This window comes from Streptococcus sp. IMAU 99161 (assembly GCF_014435245.1).
GTDB lineage: Bacteria > Bacillota > Bacilli > Lactobacillales > Streptococcaceae > Streptococcus > Streptococcus lactarius.
Map to the genome: position 1 here is coordinate 120,874 of NZ_JAAPAW010000008.1, position 6,324 is coordinate 127,197.

Genomic DNA, 6,324 nt, shown 5'->3' on the forward strand with positions numbered 1-6,324 from the left:
CTATGTTTTTTAAATTATTAAAAGATGCATTTAAGGTAAAACAAGTACGATCAAAGATTTTATTTACGATCTTCATTGTCCTTGTTTTCCGTATCGGAACGACGATTACAGTACCTGGTGTTAATGCGAAAATTCTGAATAGCCTTCAAGATGTGTCCTTCTTGAACATGCTTAGTCTTGTTTCTGGGAATGCCATGAGAAACTTCTCGGTATTTGCTCTCGGTGTTAGCCCCTACATCACTGCTTCGATCGTTGTACAACTTTTGCAAATGGATCTTTTACCAAAATTCGTTGAATGGGGGAAACAAGGGGAAGTTGGTCGTCGAAAGCTTAACCAAGCAACTCGTTACATTTCCCTAGTTTTAGCCTTTGTTCAATCTATTGGGATCACAGCAACTTTCCATACCCTGTCTCAGGCAAAATTAGTTGCGACCCCAAATGCGAAAACCTATCTTTTAATCGGAGCAATTCTCACTACAGGTTCAATGATTGTAACCTGGTTAGGAGAACAGATTACAGATAAAGGATATGGAAATGGAGTTTCGATGATTATCTTTGCAGGGATCGTATCTTCTATCCCAGAGATGATTAAAGAAATCTATGAAAATGCATTTGTAAATGTTCGTTCCGGTCAAATGACCAACTCACTTATCTTTGTTGGTGTTTTGATTCTTGCGGTCTTGGTCATTGTTTACTTTACAACCTTTGTAGAGCAGGCTCAGTACAAGATCCCAGTTCAGTACACAAAGATTGCTCAAGGAGCTCCGTCGAGCTCTTACCTACCTTTAAAAGTAAACCCAGCAGGGGTTATTCCTGTCATCTTTGCTAGTTCGATTACAGCAGCACCCGCTGCCATTTTCCAAGTCATTAGCGCTATGGGTTACAATGCAGGATGGGTAAAAACAGCACAAGCCATGTTGGCAACAAACACACCAACTGGTGTTGCCATGTATGCCTTATTGATCATTCTCTTCACCTTCTTCTACACGTTTGTTCAGATTAATCCTGAAAAAACGGCAGAAAACCTTCAAAAGAGCGGTGCCTACATTCCAGGTGTTCGCCCAGGTAAGGGAACAGAAGAGTTTATGTCTCGCTTGCTCCGTCGTTTAGCAAGTGTCGGATCAGTATTCCTTGGCTTTATTACGATCATTCCAATCTTAGCCCGTGATGTATTTGGATTGACAGATGCCGTTGCTCTTGGAGGAACAAGTCTTTTGATCATTATTTCTACAGGTATTGAAGGAATGAAACAATTAGAAGGCTACTTACTAAAACGTAAGTATGTCGGATTTATGGACACAACAGAATAGAATAAGGTTGACTTTGTCAGCCTTCTATTTTGTTTTTAAATGGAAATAGGAACTTGCTCCTGCTTCCATTTAAAAACAAAATAAGGAGAATTCATCATGAATCTTTTAATTATGGGGTTGCCTGGAGCAGGTAAAGGGACTCAAGCAGCAAAAATCGTTGAAGAATTTCACGTAGCGCACATTTCAACCGGAGATATGTTCCGCGCAGCAATGGCCAACCAAACTGAAATGGGTGTGTTAGCTAAGTCGTATATTGACAAAGGCGAATTAGTTCCAGATGAAGTTACAAATGGAATTGTGAAAGAACGCCTTTCTCAAGATGATATTAAGAAAACGGGATTTTTGTTGGACGGATATCCACGTACAATCGAACAAGCACATGCTTTAGATAAAACATTGGCTGAACTTGGGATTGAACTTGAAGGTGTTATTAATATCGAAGTAAATCCAGATAGCCTTTTAGAACGCTTAAGTGGTCGTATCATTCATCGTGTAACAGGAGAAACTTTCCATAAAGTATTCAATCCACCAGTTGATTACAAAGAGGAAGATTACTATCAACGCGAAGATGATAAACCGGAGACAGTAAAACGTCGTTTGGACGTTAATATTGCTCAAGGGGAACCAATCATTGCTCATTATCGCGCTAAAGGTCTAGTACATGATATCGAAGGAAACCAAGATATCGATGATGTATTCTCAGACATTGAAAAAGTCTTGTCAAAATTGAAATAAAAGCGTTTTTCAGGCTTGCAATATTGGACAACTAGTGTTACAATTAATTAGTCTGACTTATAATTGTTACCTCTGTGCTCAGAGGGATGAATCGAAATTTATGGAGGTACTTTTGCGTGGCAAAAGACGATGTGATTGAAGTTGAAGGCAAAGTAGTCGATACAATGCCTAATGCAATGTTTACGGTTGAACTTGAAAATGGACATCAGATTTTAGCAACAGTTTCTGGTAAAATTCGTAAAAACTATATTCGTATTTTAGCGGGAGATCGTGTTACAGTGGAGATGAGTCCGTATGATTTGACACGTGGACGTATCACATACCGCTTTAAATAATCGAAAGACTTGGAGGGATAAAAATGAAAGTAAGACCATCGGTCAAACCAATTTGCGAATACTGTAAAGTAATTCGTCGTAATGGTCGTGTTATGGTAATTTGCCCAGCAAATCCAAAACACAAACAACGTCAAGGATAAGATAGAAAGGAGAAAACATGGCTCGTATTGCTGGAGTTGACATTCCAAATGACAAACGCGTAGTAGTTTCATTGACTTATGTCTATGGTATCGGACTTCCAACATCTAAGAAAATTTTAGCAGCTGCTGGAGTTTCAGAAGATATTCGTGTTCGTGATCTTACATCTGATCAAGAAGATGCTATCCGTCGTGAAGTTGACGCAATCAAAGTTGAAGGTGACCTTCGTCGTGAAGTAAACTTGAACATCAAACGTTTGATGGAAATCGGTTCATACCGTGGTATCCGTCACCGTCGTGGACTTCCAGTTCGTGGACAAAACACTAAAAACAATGCTCGCACTCGTAAAGGTAAAGCTGTTGCGATTGCAGGTAAGAAAAAATAAAATAAAATAAGGAGGTAAAAATCTTGGCTAAACCAACACGTAAACGTCGTGTGAAAAAGAATATCGAATCTGGTATTGCTCATATTCACGCTACATTTAACAACACAATTGTTATGATTACTGATGTGCATGGTAATGCAATCGCTTGGTCATCTGCAGGTGCACTTGGTTTCAAAGGTTCTCGTAAATCTACACCATTTGCTGCTCAAATGGCATCAGAAGCTGCTGCTAAATCTGCTCAAGAACATGGACTTAAATCTGTTGAAGTAACTGTTAAAGGTCCTGGTTCAGGTCGTGAGTCTGCTATTCGTGCACTTGCTGCTGCTGGTCTTGAAGTAACTGCAATCCGCGATGTAACTCCTGTACCGCACAATGGTGCTCGTCCTCCAAAACGTCGCCGTGTATAATCATCAACAATTACACAGCTTTTCGTTTAAGAGGGAGTATAGCAAATGATTGAGTTTGAAAAACCAAATATAACAAAAATTGATGAAAATAAAGATTATGGCGTATTTGTAGTAGAACCACTTGAACGTGGCTACGGAACAACGCTTGGGAACTCACTTCGTCGTGTACTTCTAGCTTCACTTCCAGGTGCAGCTGTTACTTCAATCAACATTGAAGGTGTACTCCACGAATTTGATACAGTTCCAGGAGTTCGTGAAGACGTTATGCAAATCATTCTTAACGTTAAAGGAATCGCCGTGAAATCTTACGTCCAAGACGAAAAGATTATCGAACTTGATGTAGAAGGACCTGCAGAAGTAACTGCCGGAGACATTCTGACGGATAGTGACATCGAAATTGTAAACCCTGATCATTATCTATTTACAATCGGTGAAGGAGCTTCTTTGAAAGCAACGCTTACTGTAAACAGTGGACGTGGCTATGTTCCAGCTGATCAAAACAAAAAAGATGATGCACCAGTGGGAACACTTGCTGTAGATTCAATCTATACGCCAGTGACAAAAGTCAATTACCAAGTTGAACCAGCCCGCGTTGGTAGCAATGATGGATTTGACAAGCTAACCCTTGAAATTTTAACAAATGGGACCATCATTCCAGAAGATGCCTTAGGTTTGTCTGCTCGTATTTTGACAGAACACCTAAATCTATTCACAAACTTAACTGAAATTGCTATTGCAACAGATGTTATGAAAGAAGTAGATACAACTTCTGATGATCGTATTTTAGAGCGTACCATCGAAGAATTAGATCTTTCTGTTCGTTCTTACAACTGTTTGAAACGTGCTGGCATTAACACTGTCTACGATTTGACTGAAAAATCTGAAGCAGAAATGATGAAAGTTCGTAACTTGGGACGTAAGAGTCTTGAAGAAGTTAAAATTAAACTTGCTGACTTAGGCCTTGGGTTAAAAAACGATAAATAGAGGAGGAATACATGGCTTACCGTAAACTAGGACGCACTAGCTCACAACGTAAAGCAATGCTTCGTGATTTGACTACAGATCTTATCATCAATGAAGCAATTGTAACAACTGAAGCACGTGCAAAAGAAATCCGTAAATCAGTTGAAAAAATGATTACTTTGGGTAAACGTGGTGATTTGCATGCACGTCGTCAAGCTGCTGCATTCGTACGTAACGAAGTTGCAACACAAAACTTTGATGAAGAAACAGGTAAATACTCAGAAACAACAGCACTTCAAAAATTGTTCTCTGAATTAGCACCTCGTTATGCTGAGCGCAATGGTGGATATACACGTATCCTTAAAACTGAACCACGTCGTGGGGATGCTGCGCCAATGGCAATCATCGAATTGGTATAATGGTCATCAATTTTGTTGAGTGTTATGATGATGGAATACACTGTTATTCTTAGTCTAGCTCTGGTCTACCGCTGGGGATTTTCCCCAGCGGGAACACTCATCGTATTGGATGAAATAGTAGACGCTTGTTTACGAAATTGCTTTAACTTAAAACAATTTCGTAAGCAGGCGTTTTTTACTTTAGTAGAAAATAAAAATAAATGATATAATGAAAACCAAATACAGAATAGAAAAAAGGAATAAATGTCAAAACAAGAAGCAATTGGATTACTCAAAGAGAAATATCTGAGTCATATGAAACGATCACCTGAGGTCTTTGTTGGGATTGAATTAGAATTTCCTATCGTAGAAGTTCATGGAAAAAAGACTGATATTAATGTTACTAAAAAATTATTTCGAGAGTTAGCATTGGATGTAGAGTTTGAAGTTGAAAAGCGAGATCAAGAAAATAACCCCGTCCAACTAATTCATAGAGCATCAAAGGATCGTATTTTATTTGAACTCAGTTACAATACGATTGAATTTGCATTTGAAAAAGCAAAATCCATTCATCAGGTTGATCAACGCTTTAAGAACTATTTGAAAAAAATACAACCAATGCTTCAACAATACCACCATGAAATCAAAGGATATGGAATTCATCCACAATGGAAGCAAAATGATAATAGACCAGTACAAATTGAACGCTATCAAATGTTAATGGCCTTTCTAGCAATGAAAGGAACAGGTATGGACACCCATCACTACCCTGACTATGGTGCATTCATATGTGGAAATCAACTTCAACTAGATGTAAATCGAGAGAACTATCTACGAGTTATTAATGCATTTAATCAAATTGAGGCTGCAAAGGCCTATCTTTTCCCAAACTCAGAATTTCCAGAAGCATCATGGAATACTAAAATAGCAAGGGATCTCTTTTGGGAAAAATCCTTACATGGTTATTTTGAAGAAAATGTCGGGCTTTATCCTAAGAAATACAGGTGCGAGGATGAATTTTTTGAAAATCTAGCAAAAACAGCGATCTTTACGGCCGTAAGAGGGACTAAATTTTATTACTTTAAACCAATCCGTGTTCAAGATTATTTGGACCAAAACGAAATCGTAGCCTACACAGCTGACGGAAAAGAAACAGTTATCACACCATTAAAAGATGATATCAAACAGCATCGAAGCTACCAATTCCAGGATTTAACATCACGTGGAACAGTGGAATTCAGAAGTACCTGTACACAACCATTAGAAAACACTTTTGCACCAATTGCTTTTGAAGTAGGCCTATTCAACCAATTGGAAAAACTAGAGGAATATCTAGAAAATTGTAAGTTCCTTAATACCAAAGAGAGAGACTTACGAAAATTAAGAAAAAAATATTCAAAAATTAAATTAAGTAAAGAAGAAGAATCTAAAATCCAAGAATTTTCACATGATTTATTAACAATCGCTAGACTTGGATTAATCGAAAGAGGATACGGAGAAGAAATCTATTTAAATTAAAAGAACAACAAAGCCTGTATTAACGGGCTTTGTTGCCTTTTTTGAATGATTTAAAGTACCAATCCCCCAACAAAATAAAAAAACTTAGAAAAAAGTATTGACAGATAAGAAATGGCGTGATATACTAATATAGTT

The 6,324-nt window shown here is 38.0% G+C and carries 9 protein-coding genes; all 9 read left to right on the forward strand.

Features of this window, described 5'->3' with window-relative positions:
• The first annotated feature begins 2 nt into the window (after positions 1 to 2).
• The 9 genes from secY (at position 3) to HA044_RS04435 (ending at position 6,189) form a co-directional block, all read left to right on the forward strand.
• The gene (secY, locus tag HA044_RS04395; RefSeq protein WP_187539634.1) at positions 3 to 1,310 is read left to right on the forward strand and encodes a preprotein translocase subunit SecY; all 1,308 of its coding nucleotides are present in this window, start codon (positions 3 to 5) and stop codon (positions 1,308 to 1,310) included.
• 96 nt (positions 1,311 to 1,406) lie between these two features.
• Positions 1,407 to 2,045, forward strand: a complete 639-nt coding sequence (locus HA044_RS04400; protein ID WP_187539636.1) for an adenylate kinase — start codon at positions 1,407 to 1,409, stop codon at positions 2,043 to 2,045.
• Positions 2,046 to 2,161: 116 nt separating this feature from the next.
• Positions 2,162 to 2,380: a translation initiation factor IF-1 gene (infA, locus tag HA044_RS04405; protein ID WP_001029883.1), complete on the forward strand. Its 219-nt coding sequence runs from the start codon at positions 2,162 to 2,164 to the stop codon at positions 2,378 to 2,380.
• Between the two features lie 23 nt (positions 2,381 to 2,403).
• A complete protein-coding gene (gene rpmJ, locus HA044_RS04410) occupies positions 2,404 to 2,520 on the forward strand; it encodes a 50S ribosomal protein L36 (RefSeq protein WP_001808836.1) in 117 nt (38 codons plus the stop codon).
• A 17-nt stretch (positions 2,521 to 2,537) separates the two neighbouring features.
• Entirely contained in the window at positions 2,538 to 2,903 is a 366-nt protein-coding gene (gene rpsM / locus HA044_RS04415; protein ID WP_187539638.1) for a 30S ribosomal protein S13, read from the forward strand.
• Between the two features lie 23 nt (positions 2,904 to 2,926).
• Positions 2,927 to 3,310: a 30S ribosomal protein S11 gene (rpsK, locus tag HA044_RS04420; protein WP_001118385.1), complete on the forward strand. Its 384-nt coding sequence runs from the start codon at positions 2,927 to 2,929 to the stop codon at positions 3,308 to 3,310.
• A gap of 45 nt (positions 3,311 to 3,355) precedes the next feature.
• Complete coding sequence (locus tag HA044_RS04425) at positions 3,356 to 4,294, forward strand: DNA-directed RNA polymerase subunit alpha (protein WP_003009635.1); 939 nt, start codon at positions 3,356 to 3,358, stop codon at positions 4,292 to 4,294.
• An 11-nt stretch (positions 4,295 to 4,305) separates the two neighbouring features.
• Positions 4,306 to 4,692 carry a 50S ribosomal protein L17 gene (gene rplQ / locus HA044_RS04430; RefSeq protein WP_187539640.1) on the forward strand — a complete coding sequence of 129 codons (387 nt, stop codon included), beginning with the start codon at positions 4,306 to 4,308 and terminating at the stop codon, positions 4,690 to 4,692.
• 243 nt (positions 4,693 to 4,935) lie between these two features.
• Entirely contained in the window at positions 4,936 to 6,189 is a 1,254-nt protein-coding gene (locus tag HA044_RS04435; protein ID WP_187539643.1) for a glutamate-cysteine ligase family protein, read from the forward strand.
• Positions 6,190 to 6,324 lie beyond the last annotated feature (135 nt).